The sequence below is a fragment of the Kitasatospora sp. NPDC096128 genome (assembly GCF_040303105.1).
Taxonomy (GTDB): domain Bacteria; phylum Actinomycetota; class Actinomycetes; order Streptomycetales; family Streptomycetaceae; genus Kitasatospora.
Map to the genome: position 1 here is coordinate 1 of NZ_JBEOSP010000047.1, position 16,049 is coordinate 16,049.

Genomic DNA, 16,049 nt, shown 5'->3' on the forward strand with positions numbered 1-16,049 from the left:
GATCCGCACCGCCGGATCCGCCGCCACCTCCCCCAGCAACCGCACCAGAGCCGCCGCCATCCGCTCCACCGTCGACCGGTCGAACAGGTCGACGGAGTACTCGACGGAGCCGGTGAGCCCGTTCGGGGCGCCGTCCGCCGTCAGGGCCTCGGTCACCCCGATGTTGAGGTCGAACTTGGCGACCCTGATCCCGAGCGGCTCGCTGTCCGCGGTCAGCCCGGGCAGGTCGAGGCGGGCTTCCTCGTTGTTCTGCAGGACGAACATCACCTGGAACAGCGGGTGCCGGGCCGTGGAGCGGACCGGGTTGAGCTCCTCGACCAGACGGTCGAAGGGCACGTCCTCGTGGGAGTGGGCGTCCAACTGCACCTCCCGCACCCGGGACAGCAGTTCGGTGAACCGCGGGTCCCCCGAAGTGTCGGTGCGCAGCACCAGCGTGTTGACGAAGAACCCGACCAAGCCGTCCAGCGCCTCGTCGGAACGCCCCGCCGTCACCGACCCGACCGGCACGTCCGTCCCGGCCCCGAACCGGGTCAGCAGCGCGGCCAGCGCCGACTGCAGCACCATGAACAGCGTGACCCGCTGCGAACGCGCCAACTCCGCCAGCGCAGCGTGCAGTTCGGGTTCGATACGGAACGGCAGCGCGTCGGCCCGGGCGCTCAGGGTGTGCGGCCGGGGGCGGTCGAAGGGCAGCGTCAGCTCCTCGGGACTGCCGGCCAGGACCTCCTTCCAGTGGGCGAGTTGCTGCGAGAGCAGGCTCTCGGGGTCGGTGTCCTCGCCGAGGACTTCACGCTGCCAGCGCGCGTAGTCGGCGTACTGCACGGGCAGCGGCTCCCAGCCGGGCGCCTCCCCCGCACGGCGGGCGGTGTACGCGGTGGCGAGGTCGCGCAGGAACGGGCCCTGCGACCAGCCGTCGCCGGCGATGTGGTGCAGCACCACCAGCAGCACGTGCTCGCGCCGGCCGAGCTCGAACAGGGTGATCCGGACGGGGAGTTCGCCGCTCAGGTCGAAGGCCCGGGCGGACGCCGAGTCGAGCAGGGCGGGGTAACCCGCCGGGTCGGCAGTGCAGTCGACGACATCGCAGACGAGATCCGCGGCCGCGGTGCCCACCGGTACCACCCGGGGCTCGGGGACCCCTGCGACGGCCGGGAAGACCGTCCGCAGGGCCTCGTGCCGGGTGACCACGTCCACGGCCGCCTCCCGCAGCGCGTCCCGGTCCAGTTCGCCGTGCAGTCGCAGGGCGAACGGCAGGTTGTAGAGCGGGCCGGGCCCCTCGATCTGGTCGACCAGCCACAGGCGCTGCTGCGCAAACGAAACCGGGATCACGGATCTGTCCTTACGTCACTGTGCGGGAGGGGTCACGCCGGGAGGACGGCGGGCAGGGCGCCGGCGGGCAGGGCCGCCGGAGCGACACCGGGGCGGCAGGCGAGGAGGTCGACGGGCTCGCCCATCACGACGGCGATCCTGCGGTCGCCCGTGAAGGGGTCGCGGCCGTGCGAGGTCGAGACGTTGTCGACCAGGAGCAGGTCGCCCCGCTGCCACGGCTCCCGTACGGTGGCCTCCTCGTAGGCCCGGTTGATGCTCGCCACCTCGTCCTCGGTGAGCGGGACGCCGTCGCCGATGCCGGTGTTGAAGGGCAGGCCGTCCGGGCCGAACTCCTCGGTGAGGGCCTCGCGGATGACCGGGTCCAGCGACCACTCGCTCCAGAAGGCCATGTGGTTGAACCAGACCTCCTCGCCGGTGCCCGGGTGGACGACGGTGCCGGGGCGCAGCTGGCGGGTGCGCAGCCGACCGTCCTCCTGCCACTCCCAGCCGATGTGGTTCTCGGTGCAGTAGGCCTCGACCGCGGCCGGGTCCTCGGTGGCGAAGGCGGTGCGCCAGTCCAGCGAGACGTACTCGGAGTAGGTGCGGGTAAGGGTCCAGCCGGTGGCGCGGACCCGCTCCAGGACCGTGGCCGGGAGGTTGGCCAGGACTTTGCGGCAGTCCGCGACCGGGGTGGCGCCGCCCTCGGCGGGGGCGATCAGGCAGGCGAACAGCAGCAGCCCCGGGAAGGTGAGGGTGTAGCTGTTCTCGTTGTGCATCCGGATCGCCTGGTTCGGCGGCAGGTCGGTGGAGGAGGCGACGCCGTTGCCGAAGTCGCTGCGCGGGGTGGCCTTCTCCCGGTACGGGGTGGGGTTGGGGAGCAGGACGTCGCGGACCGCCGCGACGTCCTCGCTGGTGGCCACCGGCAGGCCGCGCAGGAAGACCGCGCCGTGCTCGGCGAGGGCCTGCGCGATCTGCCGGTGGTGCTCGCGCAGCCAGCCGACGGCCGCGGTCATGCTGTCGATGCCGGGGATCCGGGTCAGCGCAGGGCGGCCCGGCTCGATCTCCCAGTGGAGTGTCTGCGCCATCGTCCCGGGCCCTCAGCCGGCCAGCGCGGCGACGAGGCTCGCCGGGCGGATGTCGGTCCAGTTCTCCTCGATGTGGGCGAGGCAGGCCTGGCGGGTGTCCTCGCCGAAGACGGCCGTCCAGCCGGCCGGGACGTCGATCCAGCTCGGCCAGAGCGAGTGCTGGTTCTCCTCGTTGACCAGGACCTGGTAGGTGCTGTTCTCGTCCTCGAAGGGGTTCGACATGGGTGGTTCCTCCGTCGGGTGGGCGTGCGATGCACGGTGGACTGGTGGTGGGTGGGGTGGGGCGGACGGACGGGCGTGGTGCCCGCGGGGCGGGCGGGCCGTCCGGATGCCTCCACGCTATCGGCGGGATCCGCCGCCGCCCGGCAGGAATTCCGGCAGCTGGGCGGAAGTTCAGCGGGCGATCAGGCGCACCGGGAAGCGGTCCAGGCCGAAGTTGATGATCGAGCGGTTGTACTGCACCGGGCCGGTCTGCTCGATCCGCTCGACCCGCGACAGCACGGCCTCGAACAGGGCGGTCAGCTCGGACTTGGCCAGCGGCGCGCCGATGCAGTAGTGGGCGCCGAGACCGAGCGCCAGGTGCCGGTTGGGGGACCGGTCGAGCAGGATGTCGTGCGGGCGGTCGAAGACGGCCGGGTCGCGGTTGGCGGCCCAGGTCCAGACGACCACCCGCTCCCCCTTGCGGATCGGTTGGCCGCCGAGTTCGGTGTCCCGGGCGGCGACCCGCAGGGTGTGCAGGCCGACCGAGGTCCAGCGCAGCAGTTCGTCCAGCGCGGCGCCCATCTCGGCCCGGCCGCTCCGCAGGTCTTCCCAGAGCCGGGGCCGCTGGACGACGGCGAGCAGGCCCATCACGGCCGTGTGGCGGACCGTCTGCACGCCGCCGACCACGATGTTGTCCAGGTTGAGCACGACGTCCTCGACCGGCAGCAGCCGGCCGGCGACCCGGTAGGTGGCCATCTTGCTGATCAGGTCGTCGCGCGGGTCGGCCCGGCGCTTCATCACCTGGTGCATCAGGTACGGGATGAGCCGCTGGTGGCCGGCCCGGCGCTCCTCGGCGGTACGGCCCAGGAAGGCGTCGTCGCAGACCTTGACGACCATCTCGCGGTCCTGCTCGGGGACGTCCAGCAGGTCGCACATCACGGTCAGCGGCAGCGGGGCGACCACGTCGACCAGGTCGACCTCGCCCTGCCGCACCGCCCCGTCGACGATCCGGTTCGCCAGGTCGACGATCCCGGCCCGGGTGCCGCGCACCCCGCTCGGCGAGAAGAACGGGACGACAGGGGCGCGCAGTTCGCGGTGCCGGGGCGGATCGGTCAGGGCCATCATCCGGCCGGCGCCGACCGGCGTGTTGCCGGCGCCCGCTCCGAGCAGCGAGCCCTCCTCGGAGCTGTAGGTGGCGGTGTCCTTGAGGACCTCCGCGGCCAGGTCGTAGGAGAGCACCGACCAGACCGGTCCGTCGGTCGCGGTCTGCGAGCGCTGCACCGGGGCGGCGCTGCGCAGCCCGTCGACCAGTTCCGGGACGTCGGGGCGCTCCCACAGGGCGGGGTCGCTCAGGTCGGGGGCCGACGGTGCGGCCGGGGCGGGGATCAGATCGAGAGCGGGCGCAGCCACGGCTCCTCCTTGCCGGTACGGGCGGGCTCGCGCCCGATGATCGAGGTCAGGACGTCCACCGGGCCGGGCTGTTCCACGGTCGCCAGCAGGTGGCCGCCGGGGACGACGGCGAGGCCGAAGTCCCCGCTGGTGTGCCGCGCCCAGCCGGCCAGCCGGGGGGCGTCGAGCATCGGGTCGGCGTCCCCGGCGATCGCGTAGAGGTCGGCGGCGAGCGGCGGCCCGGCGCGGTGCCGGTAGGTGTCGCGGATGGTCAGGTCGGTGCGGACGGCGCTCAGTGCGAGCTCCCTCAACTCCGGTGCTGCTTCGATGAGTTCGCCCATGCCGGCCAGGCGCAGCAGGTCCTCGGCGGTGCACTGGGGCGGGGTCGGGCCGGCCCAGTCGCCCGGCGGCGAGGCCGAGGCGGCGATCACCGCGTCCGGGCGCTGCCCGGCGGGCAGGGCCCGGGCCACCTCGTAGGCGAGCAGCGAGCCGAAGCTCTGCCCGTAGAAGCCGAACCGGCCGTGCAGGTGCGGGTGCAGGGCCTCGACGACGTCGGCGACCAGCCGGTCGAAGTCCGCGGGCATCGGCTGGCGCCCGCGGCCGCCACGGGCGGGCATCCGCAGCGCCCAGACCTCGGCTGCCGGGGCCAGCGCGTGGCCGAGCGGGGTGAAGGCGGTGGCGTCGCCGCCGGCGTGCGGGAAGCAGAACAGCCGGTACGGGTTGTGCTGCTGCGGGGCCGGCACGAACAGCCAGTCGCCCTCGATCCGGGGGCGGGGGGCGGTCACCGGGCGCCCGCCCCGCTGCCGACCAGGGCCGGGCGGCGCGGCGCGCCGGCGCGGGTGGCCCGGCGTACCGTCTCGGTGAAGTCGGCGAGGTCGCGGGAGTCGAGCAGGTGGCGCAGCTGGATCTCGATGCCCAGTGCGCGGCGCAGCAGGTGGGTGACCCGGAGCGCGGCGAGCGAGTGTCCGCCGAGGCCGAGGAAGTCGTCGTCGGGACGCAGGTCGGTGCGGTCCAGAACGGTCCGCCACACCTCGGCGACCTGCTCGGCGACCTCGTCGGCCGGGCTCGTGGGGTCGGCCGGGGCGGCGGACTCCCGCTGCGGGTGGGCCGCGGGCAGGGCGGCGTGGTCGACCTTGCCGTTCGGGGTGAGCGGCAGGGCGTCCAGGACGACCACGGCGGCCGGGACGAGGTGCGCGGGCAGCAGGGTCCGGACGTGGGCGAGGACGGCGTCGGAGTCCGGCGCCCCGGGCCCGGTGGTGGTGACGTAGCCGACCAGCTGCTGGTCCCCGTGCTCGGTGCGGTGGACCGTGACGGCCGCCGCGGGCACCTGCGGGTGACGGGTGAGGGCGGCCTCGATCTCGCCGGGCTCGATCCGGAAGCCGCGCAGCTTGACCTGCCGGTCGGCCCGGCCGCCGAAGCGCAGGGTGCCGTCCTCGGCATACCGGGCGAGGTCGCCGGTGCGGTACATCCGGGCGCCGGGGGTGAACGGGGAGGCGACGAACCGCTCGGCGGTCAGGGCGGACCGGCGCAGGTAGCCGTGGGCCAGGCCGGGCCCCTCGACGTACAGCTCGCCGGTGGCGCCGGCGGTGACCGGGCGCAGCCGCTCGTCCAGCAGGTGCAGGCCGACGCCGGGCAGCGGGCCGCCGAGGTGCGGCGCCGCGCCGGCGATCCGGGTGGCGGTGGAGTCGACCGTGCACTCGGTGGGCCCGTACAGGTTGAGGGCGTCGAGGCCGCCGGAGACCAGCTCCGCCCAGGTGCGTTCCGGCACCGGCTCGCCGCCCATGAACAGGCGCACCCGGCGGGCGCCGAACGGCTCGCGCAGCAGTTCCCAGTGCGAGGGGGTGAGGTCCAGGTCGGTCACGCCGTGCTCGTCGAGCAGGGCGACCAGCCGGGCCGGGTCGGTGCGGGTCTCCCGGTCGATCACCACGACGGTGTCGCCGCGGCACACCCGGGCCCACTGCTGCACCGAGGCGTCGAAGGAGACGCTGGCGCTCCAGCCGACCACCCCCGGCTCGGCCCGGTAGAGGTCGAGCCCGGCCAGGCCGGCGAGCAGCGCGGCGACCCCGCCGCGGGTGGCCTGGACGCCCTTGGGGGTGCCGGTGGAGCCGGAGGTGTGGATGACGTAGGCGGCGTCCCGCGCGGTGGTCGCGGTGTCGGGGCCGACCGGGCCGGTGGCGTCCGGGGCGAGCTCCGGCACGTCTTCGGCCAGCGGCACCCGGCCCCGGCCGGCCGTCAGGAGGAGGGAGATGCCGGCGTCGCCGGCCATGAAGGCGAGCCGCTCCGCCGGGTAGTCCGGGTCGAGCGGCACGTAGGCAGCGCCGGCGCGCCAGACCGCGAGCAGGGCGACCAGCAGGTCGGTGGTCCGGGGCAGGTGGACACCGACCCGGTCGCCGCGGCCGATGCCGTGGGCGCGCAGCGCGCCGGCCAGGGCGGCGGTGCGAGCGGCCAGCTCGGCGAAGGTCAGCGCGCCGTCGGTACCGCGCACGGCGGTCCGCCCGGGGGCGGCCTCGGCGGCGGCCAGGAACGCGGCGAGCGGGTCGATGTGGCTGGTGGTCATGTGGGGTGCTTCCTCTCGGGCGGGGTGCGGGTTCGGTGCGGGTCGGGGCACGGGGCCGGTCGCGGGGCTCGTGGGACCGCCCGTGGGACTGCTGCTGGGACTGCTGCTGGGGCCGCTCATCCGGCGGCCGCCGGCGCGGCGGTCACGGCCGCGTCCAGTTCGGCCAGGGCCGCCGCGTAGGCGTCGATGAAGGTCTCGGCGAGCGCGTCCGGCACCACGGACCGCTGGTGGTCCACGGCCAGCAGCACGCGGTCGGAGACCGGGTCCTGGATCAGCGAGGCGCCGAAGGCGAAGCTGTTGGGCTCGTGCCGCATGGTCGGCTCGCAGCCGATCCGGCCGTCCACGATCCGGGCGTCGCTCAGCTGCCCGAGCGCGTGGAAGCGCAGGAAGCCGAACTGGCTGTCCAGCCGGGTGCCGGCCATCAGCCGGGCCAACCGGGCGATCGGGACGCGGCGGTGCGGCATCATCTCCAGCTCCTCCCGGTGCACGGCGCGCACCAGGGCGAGCGGGTCACCCTCGACGGGCTCGGCGACCAGCGGCACGGTGTTGAGGAACAGCCCGTACACCTCGGTGCCGCCCCGGCGCTCCAGCCGGCCGTTCATGGCCAGTCCGGTGGTGACCCGGTCGCGGCCGGTGATCCGCTGGAGCGCCCGCAGGTGGGCGGCGAGCGCCACCGACTTGACCGGGACGGCGGCCGCGTCGGCCACCCGGCGCAGTTGGCCGGGGGCGTCGGGCAGGACGCGTTCCACCGTGCGGGCCAACTCGTGGGTGGACCCCGCGCCCTCCCAGAGCACGCCGCTGACGCCGTCGAGCTTGGCGCGCCAGTAGTCGAGCGCCTCGGGGTCGTCGGCGGCCTCCCGTTCGACCGCGACGAAGTCGCGGAAGGCGGAACCGGGCGGCGCGGCCGGCGGGGCGCCCGGGTCGGCGGCCAACGCGGTGTGCCGCTCCAGGAGTTCGGTGAGCAGCGAGGTGAAGCTCCAGCCGTCCAGGATGGCGTGGTGCTCGGAGACGGTGAGCTGGAAGGACGCGTCGTCGAGCCGTTGCACGGTGACCCGGAAAAGCGGCGGCTCCATCAGGTCGAAGGGCGTCGAGCGGTGCTGCTCGAAGACGGCGGTGATGCGTGCCTCGCGCCGCTCCTCCGGAGCCCCGCGCAGGTCCTCGAAGCCGACCGGGGGCGGCAGTTCGCCGTACACCAGCTGGAGCGGCTCGCGGTGGCCGGCGAGGTCGAGGCCGGTGCGCAGGACCGGGTGGCGGCCCATCGCCTCCGCGACCGCGCGGCGGAACGCGTCCTCGTCCAGCGGGCCGGCGATCCGGTAGCTGTTGACGTTGTGGTAGCTGTCGGTCGCCCCGGCGATCTCCATGTGGAAGACCATGCTGAGCTGCATGGACACCATCGGGTAGGCGTCCACCACGGTGGTCGGGAGTTCGGCCCGCACGTCGGCGTCGACCAGGGCGAACGGCTCGGCGGTGCCCGCCGCGTCGGCCACCGGCCGGGCCAGCGGGGCGAGGGCGGCGACGGTCGGGGCGTTGAAGACGTCCCGCAGGGTGACGGCCCAGCCGCTCTCGTGCAGCGCGCCGGCCAGCTGGACGGCGCGGATCGAGTCGCCGCCGAGGTGGAAGAAGTCGTCGTGCACGCCGATCCCGGTGATGCCGAGGACCTGCGACCACACCTCGGCGATGCTTTGCTCGACCGGGGTGCGGGGGGCGACGTGGCCCGCCTCGGCGCGCGGCGCGGCGGGCGCGCTGGGTGCGGGCAGGGCCCGGCGGTCGACCTTGCCGTTGACGGTCAGCGGCAGGGCCGCCAGCACGGTGACGCTCGCCGGGATCATGTAGTCCGGCAGCGAGCGGGCGAGGAACTCGCGCGTCCCGGCGGGCTCGCGCCCGGTGACGTACGCGGCGAGGCGCTGGTCGTGGACGGTCACCACGCAGCCGTCCACGTCCGGGTGGGCGGCCAACGCGGCCTCGATCTCGCCGAGTTCGATCCGGAAGCCGCGCAGCTTGACCTGGAAGTCGGCCCGGCCCAGGTACTCCAGTCCGCCGTCGGGCAGCCGCTTGGCCACGTCGCCGGTGCGGTAGAGCCGGGCTCCGGGGGTGGCCGCGTACGGGTCGGCGACGAAGCGGGTGGCGGTCAGCCCGGGCCGGCCCCAGTAGCCGTGGGCGAGGCTGCCGCCGCCGATGTACAGCTCGCCGGGCACGCCGATCGGGCAGGGCCGCAGCCAGTCGTCGAGCACCACGGCGCTCAGGTGCGGCATCGGATCGCCGATCAGGCTGCGCTCGAAGCCGTCCGCCCCGTCGATGTCGTGGGTGGTGACGTGGACGGTGGTCTCGGTGATCCCGTACAGGTTGCACATCCGGGCCCGGGGCCGCGGCTCCAGGGCGTACCAGCGTTCCACCACCGCCGGGTCCAGGGCCTCGCCGCCGAGCATCACCTGCTTGAGCGCGGGCAGCGCGCGCGGGCGCCGGCGCAGGGCGAGTTCGAGCTGGCGCAGTGCGGACGGGGTCAGGCAGAGGAAGGAGACGCCCTCCTCGGCGAGGAGTTCCGCGAACTCCTCCGGCGAGCGGCTGGTGACGTAGGGGACGACGACCAGCCGGCCGCCGTGGTGCAGGGCGCCCCACAGCTCCCAGACCGTCCAGTCGAAGGCGTAGCTGTGGAAGAGCGTCCACACCTCCTGGCCGTCCTGCGGGGTGAAGGCGAAGTGCCCGGCCCCGGCCGCCATCAGGCGGCTGACGTGCTCGTGGGCGACGGCGACGCCCTTGGGGCGGCCGGTGGAGCCGGAGGTGAAGATGATGTACGCGGTGTCCGCCGGGCGGACCTCCACCTCCGGACGGCCGGTCGGTCGGGCGGCCAGCTCCTCGGTGCGGACGCCGGGTTCGAAGACCTGCCAGGGCCCCTCCGGGACCCGCTCGGGCCGGTCGGTGAGCACCACGGCGACCTCGGTGTCGCCGAAGACGGCGGCCGCCCGGTCGGCCGGCGCGGTCAGGTCCACCGGCACGTAGGCGGCACCGGCCTTGAGCACACCGAGGACGGACACCGGGATCGCCTCGGTGCGGTCGAGCAGCAGGCCGACCCGGTCGCCGGGGCGCACCCCGCGGGCGATCAGGGCGTGCGCCAGCCGGTTGGCCCGCTCGTCCAGCTCGCGGTAGCTCAGCGCGACGGCGCCGCAGCTGACGGCGGTGCGCTCGGCGTGGGTGTCGGCCGCCTCCTCGAACAGCCGGTGCAGGCTGCGCCCGGCGGGGACGTCCGGCGCCGGCCCGGCGGGCGCGACCGTCCCGGCGAGTTCGCGCACCGTACGGTCGGGCTGCTCCAGCGCGCCGGCCAGCAGGGCCCGCCAGTCGTCGCTCATCCGGCGCACCGTGTCGGTGTCGAACAGGTCGGAGCGGAACTCGACCTCGCCGCGCAGTTCGCCGTCGTCGTAGACGGACCAGGTCAGGTCGTACTTGGTGGTGCCGTTGGAGTGCACCCGGCGGTCCGCGTGGACCGGCCCGAAACCCAGCGGGGCCCGGTTCTCGGCGTGGGAGCCGAACACCACCTGGAAGAGCGGGGTGTGCCGGGTGGAGCGCTCGACGCCGAGGTGGTCGACGACGGTGTCGAAGGGCACGTCGAGGTAGCCGTAGGCCTCGAAGGCCTCGTCCTCGACCCGGTGCAGCAGTTCGCGGAAGGTGGTGCGGGCGCCGAGCCGGATCCGCAGCGGCAGCATGTTGACGAAGTAGCCGACCAGGTCTTCGAGTTCGGGCCGGTCGCGGGTGGTGACCGGGGTGCCGATCACCAGGTCCTCGGCTCCGGTGTAGCGGTTCAGCAGGACGGCGAAGGCGGCCAGCTGCACCATGAACGGGGTGACGCCCTCGGCCTCGGCGAGCGCCCGCACCCGGTCGGCGGTGCCGGCCGGCAGTCCGAAGGCCTCGGTGCGGCCGCGGTGGGTCGGCACGGCGGGACGGGGCCGGTCGGTGGGCAGTTCGAGCAGCCCGGGGGCGCCGGCCAGCCGCTCCTTCCAGTGCGCGAGGTGCTCCTGGTAGGAGGTGGCGGCCTCCTCGGCCGCGTAGTCGGCGTACTGGGCGGTCAGTTCCGGCAGCCGGGGCGGGCGGTGCTCGGTGAGCGCGGTGTAGACCTCGGCGAGCTCGGTCTCGAAGACGTCCGCGGACCAGCCGTCCCACACGATGTGGTGGACGACCAGGACCAGGCTCGCCCCGGCGTCGGAGCGGAGCAGCAGCGAGGCGCGCAGCAGCGGCCCGGTCCCCAGGTCGAACGGGGCGGCCGCCTCGGCGGCGGTCAGCTCCTCGGCCCGGCGGCGCTGTTCGCGGTCCGGCAGACCGCGCAGGTCGGTGACGCCCAGCGGGATGTGCAGACTCTCGCGCACCAGCTGGCAGGGGCCCTCGGGGCGCAGCTCGAAGGTGGTGCGCAGGGCCTCGTGGCGGGCGACCACGGTGTCGATCGCGTGCTCCAGGAAGGCCGGGTCGACCGGCCCGCTGAAGGTGAACACCCAGGGGATGTTGTAGGTGGCGGCCTGCGGGTCCCACCGGTCCAGGAACCACAGGCCCCGCTGGAGCCCGGAGACCGGGGCCACCCGGGCGACGGCCGTGTCGGTGGCAGAACTCACTGTTCTCGTACCTCTCTCGTGCGTGTGCGGTCGGCGGGGGTCAGCGCTGCAGGAGCTGTTCGGCGATGGCGCTCGCCGTCCTGGCCCGGAACACCAGCTGCGGGAGGACGCGGGTGCCGGTCGCCCGGGACAGCCGCATCGCCAGGCGGACCGCGGTGAGCGAGTTGCCGCCGATCCGGAAGAAGTTGTCGTGGCGGTCGACGTGCTCGGCCTTGACCACCTCGCGCATCGCGTCGAGGACCAGGCGCTCGACGTCGGCCGCGCGGCCGGCCTCCGGCTCCCCTGCCGACTCCGGCCCGGCCCCCTCCGGCCCGGACCGCGCCCCGGCGGGCGGGGCCGTGCGGGTCGCCGGTGCCGGGGCGGGCAGGGCGCGGCGGTCGACCTTGCCGTTGGCGTTCAGCGGCAGCGCCTCCAGGACGTCGAGGGTGGCCGGGACCATGTGGGCGGGCAGTTGCTCGGCCAGGCAGGTGAGGATGGACTCGGTGTCGGCGTCCGGCCCGGTGGTGACGACGTACCCGGCGAGCCTGCGGTCCCCGGTGGCCGTCTCGTGGACGGTGACGGCCGCCTCCCGGACGTCGCGGTGCCGGGTGAGCAGGTCCTCGATCTCCCCGGGCTCGACCCGGAAGCCGCGGATCTTGATCTGGTCGTCGGCCCGGCCGGTGATCTCCAGGAGGCCGTCCGCGGTGCGGTGGCCGAGGTCCCCGGTGCGGTAGAGCCGGCGGCCGTAGCCGCCGTGCGGGTCGGCGACGAAGCGGGTGGCGGTCAGCCCGGGCCGGCCCCAGTAGCCGAGCGCGAGGCCGTCACCGCTGGCGTACAGCTCCCCGGTGACCCCCGGCCCGACCGGGCGCAGCGCCTCGTCCAGCACCAGCACGCCCTTGCCGGCGAGCGGGCGGCCGATCGGGATGGACCCGGTGGCGGCGTCCTCCAGGCGGGCGGTGTGGCAGGTGGTGAGGCCGAGGCTCTCCACCGGGCCGTAGCCGTTGGCCACCCGCAGCCCGGGGAACCGTTCCAGGGCCTTGCCGACGTGGGTGACCGAGGCGCGCTCGCCGGCCGTGAAGGCGGTGTGCAGCCCGGAGTAGACGTCCGGGAACTCCTCCAGCAGGAAGTTGAACAGGCTGGCGGAGAGCTGGAGCTGGGTGACGCCGTGGCGGCGGGTCAGCTCGACGATGGCCTCCGGGTCGGGCCGCTGGCCCGGCTGGAGCACGCAGACCCCGCCGAACAGCAGCGCGCCGTACAGCTCCAGGGCGAAGGCGTCCCAGGAGACCGGGGCGCACTGCAGCCAGACCTCGCGGGGGCCGAACCGGGCGTAGTCCTGGCCGAGGTAGGTCGTGGTCAGTGCGCGGTGCGGGACGGCGACGCCCTTGGGGCGGCCGGTCGAGCCGGAGGTGAACATCACGCAGGCCAGGTCGGCGCCGGTGACCGGTGTGTCCGGGGCGTGGTCGGGGGCCCCGGCGAGCAGGCCGGCGACGGCGTCCAGGTCGACATGCTCGCCCGGCCAGTCGAACGGGACCGCCGCGCCGCGGTGGGTGACCAGGTGGCGGGCCCCGCTGTCGGTGGCGGCGGCGGCGAGCCGGGCGGCCGGGAAGTCGGGGTCGAGCAGGGTGTACCCGGCGCCGGTCTTGAGCGCGGCGAGCAGGGCGACCACCAGGTCGAAGCCGCGCTCGACCAGGATGGCCACCACCGTGCCGCGGCCCACGCCCCGGCCGGCCAGGTGGTGCGCCAGCCGGTTGGCGCGGCGCTCCAACTCGCCGTAGGAGAGCTCCGCGCCCTCGGCGATCAGCGCGACGGCCCCGGGGGTGCGGGCGGCGGCGGCCTCGAACAGCCGGTGCACCGGGGCCGCGACGGCCGCGGCCAGGGTGCCGAGCCAGGCCTCGCACAGCGCCTCGACCGTGGCCGGCTCGAACAGGTCGCAGTCGTACTCGAAGCGCCCGGTGAAGCCGGTGCCGCGGTCGTCCACCGAGATCGACAGGTCGAACCGGGAGACGCCGTGCATGTGCAGTTCCCGGGTGACGGCCATGCCGTCGACGGAGAGCGGGCGGGAGTCCAGCGCGTGCATCTCCAGCACGACCTGGCAGAGCGGGTTGCGGTCCTGCGGCGGGTCGGTGACGACCCGGTCCACGATGGCGTCGAACGGGACCTCCTGGTTGCGGTAGGCGCCGATCGAGACGTCCCGGGCCTGGCGCACCAGGTCGAGGAAGTCGGTGTCCGCGCCGACCCGCAGCCGCAGCGGCAGCAGGTTGACGAAGTAGCCGATCATGTCCGCGAGTTCGGGACGGTTGCGGACGTTCACCGGGGCCCCGATCACCAGGTCCGGTGCGCCCGAGCGGCGGTGCAGGGTCATCGCCAGCGCGGCCAGCAGGACCATGTACGGGGTGGCGTCCTCGCCCCGGGCCAGCTCCCGGACGGCCCGGGCCACCGGCTCCGGCACCGCGAAGGAGTGGTGGGCGCCGCGGAACGCCTGGAGCTCGGGGCGCGGGTGGTCGGCCGGCAGCACCTCGGCCACCGGGGCGTCCGCGAGCTGCCTCTCCCAGTAGGCGAGCTGGCCGCCGATCGCGGCGCTCACCGCGGGCTCCCGCTGCCAGGCGCTGTAGTCCGCGTACTGGGCGGCGGGCTCGGGCAGGTGGTGCGGGCGCCCGGCGCGCAGCGCCTCGTACGCCTCCTTGAGCTCGCGCTCCAGCACGGCCAGCGAGCCCTCGTCCCACACGATGTGGTGCATGACCAGCACCAGTACGGTCCGCCCGGCCGGGACGCGCAGCAGGTGGGCCCGCAGCAGCGGGCCGGTCTCCAGGTCGAACGGGGTCCGGGCGGCCGCGGTGATCAGCCCGTCGAGGTCGGCCTCCGCCGCGTCGGCGACGGTGAACGGCAACTCGATCCGCTCCCGGACCACCTGGAGCGGCTCCTCCTCGCCGAACACGAACGCGGTGCGCAGGCTCTCGTGCCGGGCCACCACCGTCTCCAGGGCGGTGCGCAGCAGTTCCGGCTCCGGGGCGCCGTCGAAGCGGAACACCCACGGCACGTTGTAGGTGGGCGCGCCCGGGTTCCACTGGTCGAGGAACCACAGGCCGCGCTGGAAGCCGGACAGCGGCGCCTCGGTGCGGCCGGTGCGGGTCAGCGCGGGGCGCAGCTCGCCCTCCGGGGTGGTCACGGCGACGGCGAACTCGGCGAGGGTGGGGGCGTCGAAGATCGCGTACGGGGAGATCAGGCCGAACACGTCGGCGACCCGGCCGACCACCCGCACCGCGGTGAGCGAGTCGCCGCCGAGGTGGAAGAAGTTGTCGTGGGCGCCCACCCCGGACACGCCCAGCACGTCGGACCAGACGGCGGCGAGCAGCTGCTCGGCCTCGGTGCGCGGCGCGACCCAGGCGTCCTCGCCGGCCGCGGCCTCCGGGCCGGGCGCGGGCAGCGCGGCCCGGTCGATCTTGCCGTTCGCGGTCAGCGGGAAGGCGTCCAGGACGACCAGGGCGGCCGGGACCATGTGCTCGGGCAGCCGGCCGGCGAGGAAGTCCCGCAGCTCGCCGGGGGCTGGCGCGGCCCCGGCGACGGCGGTGAGGTGGGCGGTCAGCCGCCCTTCCGGGGCGGTGACCACGCAGGCGGCCACCGCCGGATGGGCGGCCAGGGTCTGCTCGATCTCGCCCGGCTCGATCCGGAAGCCGCGGATCTTCAGCTGGTGGTCGGCGCGGCCGAGGAAGACCAGCGCGCCGTCCCGCCCGTCCCGCCGGACCAGGTCGCCGGTGCGGTACATCCGGGCGCCGGCCGGACCGTACGGGTCGGCGGTGAAGCGCTCGGCGGTGAGCCCGGAGCGCCCCCAGTAGCCGGAGGCGAGCAGCGGGCCACCGATGTACAGCTCGCCGGCCGTGCCGGGGGCCACCGGCCGCAGCCGGTCGTCCAGCACGTACAGGGCGCGCTCCCCCAGGGCGTCGCCGATCGGCACCAGGACGTCGGCGGCGGTGAGCTCCCGGACCGTCGAGGTGATCACCGTCTCGGTCGGGCCGTACGCGTTCACCAGCGGCACCCCGGTGGCCTCGCGCCAGGCGGCGGCCGCCTCCGGGTAGAGCCGGTCGCTGCCGGAGATCATCAGCCGCAGCGACGCGGGGACGGCGGCGCCGGCCCGGACGGCCGTGACGATCTCCTGGAAGTAGCCGGCCGACAGGTTGGCGACGGTCACCCCCTCCTCGGCGAGCAGGCCGAGCAGCTCGCCCGGGGCGAGCAGCGCCTGGCCGGGGACGACCAGGCGGGCGCCGGTGGTCAGTGCGGTGAGGACCTGCTCGATGGCCACGTCCACGGTGGGGCGGGCGAGCTGCAGCACGGTGTCCGCGGCGGTCGTCCCGAAGGCCCGGACGGCCGCCCCGAGGTGCTCGGCGAGCCGGTCGGCGCCGACGTGGACTCCCTTGGGGCGCCCGGTGGTTCCGGAGGTGTAGATGATGTAGCCGGCCCCGCCGGCGGGCTCCGCCGGGGAGTCGGGGACGGTCAGCACGCCGTCGGTCAGGAAGGCGGTCGCCCCGGCGTCCCGGGCGATGAACCCGTTGCGCTCGGCGGGCGCCCCGGCGTCCAGCGGGAGGTAGATCCCGTCGGCCCGGAGCACGGCGAGCAGCCCGACCACGTGGTCGACGCGGTCCCGGGCGGACACCGCGACCACCTGGCCCGGGACGATCCGCTCGGCCAGGGCCCCGCTCAGCCGGTCGAGTTCGGCGTAGTCGAGGCTGCGCTCCGCTCCCCGCACCGCGGGGCGGTCGGGGTGGCTGCGCACCGCCGCCGCGAAGGCGTCTGTGATTCCGTGTGAGGACATGGTTCTACCCCGCTGGGTGAAGGAGTTCGGAAGGGGGACGGAGGCGGCGTCGGTCGCCGCTGCACCGGGCGACTCGGTCGGCCGGAGCGGAAGTCGGTGGGGAGAGCGGCGCGGGACGGCGCCTCGGGAGGCTG

General features: G+C 75.0%; 8 protein-coding genes. All 8 read right to left on the minus strand.

Translation table 11 applies throughout. The features are described from left to right. Positions 1-1,323, minus strand: a 1,323-nt coding sequence (locus ABTY61_RS34770) for a condensation domain-containing protein (RefSeq protein ID WP_350509163.1), incomplete at its 3' end; no start/stop codon positions are given. Positions 1,324-1,355: 32 nt separating this feature from the next. Next, positions 1,356-2,387: a TauD/TfdA family dioxygenase gene (locus ABTY61_RS34775; protein WP_350509164.1), complete on the minus strand. Its 1,032-nt coding sequence runs from the start codon at positions 2,385-2,387 to the stop codon at positions 1,356-1,358. A 12-nt stretch (positions 2,388-2,399) separates the two neighbouring features. Then, complete coding sequence (locus ABTY61_RS34780) at positions 2,400-2,609, minus strand: MbtH family protein (RefSeq protein WP_350509165.1); 210 nt, start codon at positions 2,607-2,609, stop codon at positions 2,400-2,402. Positions 2,610-2,780: 171 nt separating this feature from the next. After that, the gene (locus tag ABTY61_RS34785; protein WP_350509166.1) at positions 2,781-3,998 is read right to left on the minus strand and encodes a cytochrome P450; all 1,218 of its coding nucleotides are present in this window, start codon (positions 3,996-3,998) and stop codon (positions 2,781-2,783) included. Further along, positions 3,974-4,762: a thioesterase II family protein gene (locus ABTY61_RS34790; protein ID WP_350509167.1), complete on the minus strand. Its 789-nt coding sequence runs from the start codon at positions 4,760-4,762 to the stop codon at positions 3,974-3,976. The genes ABTY61_RS34785 and ABTY61_RS34790 overlap by 25 nt, the downstream gene beginning before the upstream one ends. Further along, positions 4,759-6,534: a non-ribosomal peptide synthetase gene (locus ABTY61_RS34795; RefSeq protein WP_350509168.1), complete on the minus strand. Its 1,776-nt coding sequence runs from the start codon at positions 6,532-6,534 to the stop codon at positions 4,759-4,761. The genes ABTY61_RS34790 and ABTY61_RS34795 overlap by 4 nt, the downstream gene beginning before the upstream one ends. 116 nt (positions 6,535-6,650) lie before the next feature. Then, positions 6,651-11,129, minus strand: a complete 4,479-nt coding sequence (locus tag ABTY61_RS34800; RefSeq protein WP_350509169.1) for a non-ribosomal peptide synthetase — start codon at positions 11,127-11,129, stop codon at positions 6,651-6,653. Positions 11,130-11,169: 40 nt separating this feature from the next. Continuing rightward, positions 11,170-15,915 (minus strand): non-ribosomal peptide synthetase, encoded by a 4,746-nt coding sequence (locus tag ABTY61_RS34805; protein ID WP_350509170.1) that lies wholly within the window; start codon positions 15,913-15,915, stop codon positions 11,170-11,172. Between the last annotated feature and the right edge of the window lie 134 nt (positions 15,916-16,049).

Coding starts and splice junctions, on each gene's coding strand:
- ABTY61_RS34775 (WP_350509164.1), bottom strand. CDS start 2,387: ATGGCGCAGACACTCCACTGGGAGATCGAGCCGGGCCGCCCTGCGCTG.
- ABTY61_RS34780 (WP_350509165.1), bottom strand. CDS start 2,609: ATGTCGAACCCCTTCGAGGACGAGAACAGCACCTACCAGGTCCTGGTC.
- ABTY61_RS34795 (WP_350509168.1), bottom strand. CDS start 6,534: ATGACCACCAGCCACATCGACCCGCTCGCCGCGTTCCTGGCCGCCGCC.
- ABTY61_RS34805 (WP_350509170.1), bottom strand. CDS start 15,915: ATGTCCTCACACGGAATCACAGACGCCTTCGCGGCGGCGGTGCGCAGC.